Source organism: Methanosaeta sp. UBA458 (assembly GCF_002496085.1).
Classification (GTDB): Archaea; Halobacteriota; Methanosarcinia; order Methanotrichales; family Methanotrichaceae; genus Methanothrix; species Methanothrix soehngenii.
This window is the reverse complement of record NZ_DAIK01000023.1, coordinates 7425-8920: the sequence shown is the minus strand read 5'-3', so window position 1 is coordinate 8920 and position 1496 is coordinate 7425. Positions and strand designations below refer to the sequence as shown.

Genomic DNA, 1496 nt, shown 5'->3' with positions numbered 1-1496 from the left:
TAACTGTGCAGCAGGCTTTGCATGCGTGGGGCAGATCGTCAATTATTGTAATCCTCCTGGTGACGGCTTTGCCCTGGAGACGAAAAAGCTTTTGCATGAAGTAATGGTTTGTATTCCTGGGTATCACACGAAGCCTGGGTGAGATGAGTATTTGAGTCGGCAAAATAGGAGAGATGATCAATTCTTTTTTCGGAAGGATTTCAAGAAGGCTGCATATTCTTCGGGGGTAATTCCTGCATTGGTAAGCGCTTCTATGGTCCGGGGATCGTTTAGCAGAGCAACTATGATTTTTGAAGTCTCTTCATAGACTTTATCATGATGGTCAAAGTTAATTAATAAAATTTTGTCTTTAATAACCAAATAAGCCACAACAAAGGGATCAATATGCACGCTTCGAAGGCCTCGGAGGCCATGACGCTTTGGCTCTCCGATGGCGGGATTACTGATGATATCCTGAAGCTTCCTAATCACTCGTTCTTTTAATAATCCATCTTTTTTAGTTAATTTTTTAAATCTTTTCTCGAAATAGTATGTAGTGATTGGCTGATAAGCCATAATTATCTACAGATTTCGCAGGTAATCGGCCAACTCCTCATCATTCTTGAAGCGTGTGATCCGACCATCTTTGAAATCCCTAAGACCTTTTATTATTCCTTCCGCAAAGCTCTCCTCTTCCCGTTGTGGGCTGGCGCGATCAGTCTTGCGCATTGGAGTTTTCACAGCAGCAGGCATGTTAGTTAATCCTGACGGGAATGGATATATCTCTTTCTGCTTTCCCTTCCTGGCTGCATTTCAGGTAGCATGACAATTTTAATGCAAATCAGATCCATGCCCGCCCCTATGAACGCACTGGCAAGAGAAAGGCGAATAGGAATGAAGCAAGACCGCGAAAGCACAAGACCATATGTAATGGCGAATCGAAAATGCAATATTGAGAAGACAGCAAGATGGATTCGTAGGAAGGCCCGCCGGCTGGAAGGCGGCAGGTAGCTACATCTTGGATAGCTTCTTTAGTACCCGGCGATTGTGGTGCGTGCTCTCTCTGAAGTGCTCACGCTGCTCAGGAGAAAATGACTTAAGCCTTTCGTCCACTAAATCCCGGGCGGCTTGTGGATGTCTCATCATCATGGCCATAATATGCACCCATCTAGTAGGAGAGATATGGGTTTCGATGTGGCCTGCATCACATGATCAAGCTTTAAATCCTTTAAGAGCGCATAGGAAAAGTGCTATGTTCGCTGAGTATATCCGGGCGGCTTTATCAAAGGCAACTTATGAGATCATCGAAGACCAAGAGCCTTTCTACGGCGAGATCCCCGAACTTCGAGGAGTGTGGGCTATAGGAAAAACCCTAGAAGAATGTCGTGAGAACTTGAAGGGCGTTATCGAAGGCTGGATAGCCTTAAGACTGCGATTGGGTTTAGCCATACCACCTATTAATGGCATGCGATAGAGATCCCCCGGGCTGAAGCAGTTGTCTAGACTCACAAGCATCT

General features: G+C 45.3%; 4 protein-coding genes. 1 reads left to right on the top strand and 3 read right to left on the bottom strand.

All coding sequences use genetic code 11. The annotated features are described in order from the left end of the window. Positions 1-177: 177 nt before the first annotated feature. From BP822_RS01460 to BP822_RS01450, 3 genes are all read right to left on the bottom strand, one after another. Entirely contained in the window at positions 178-555 is a 378-nt protein-coding gene (locus BP822_RS01460; RefSeq protein ID WP_286856641.1) for a type II toxin-antitoxin system RelE family toxin, read from the bottom strand. A 6-nt stretch (positions 556-561) separates the two neighbouring features. Further along, positions 562-732, bottom strand: coding sequence for a hypothetical protein (locus tag BP822_RS01455; RefSeq protein WP_286856643.1), 171 nt, complete (start codon positions 730-732; stop codon positions 562-564). Positions 733-990: 258 nt separating this feature from the next. Beyond that, on the bottom strand, positions 991-1134 hold the full coding sequence (locus BP822_RS01450; protein ID WP_286856644.1) for a hypothetical protein: 144 nt from the start codon (positions 1132-1134) through the stop codon (positions 991-993). A gap of 97 nt (positions 1135-1231) precedes the next feature. On the opposite strand from BP822_RS01450, the gene BP822_RS01445 reads away from it, so the two are divergent. After that, on the top strand, positions 1232-1453 hold the full coding sequence (locus tag BP822_RS01445) for a type II toxin-antitoxin system HicB family antitoxin (protein ID WP_276837860.1): 222 nt from the start codon (positions 1232-1234) through the stop codon (positions 1451-1453). Positions 1454-1496: the final 43 nt, after the last annotated feature.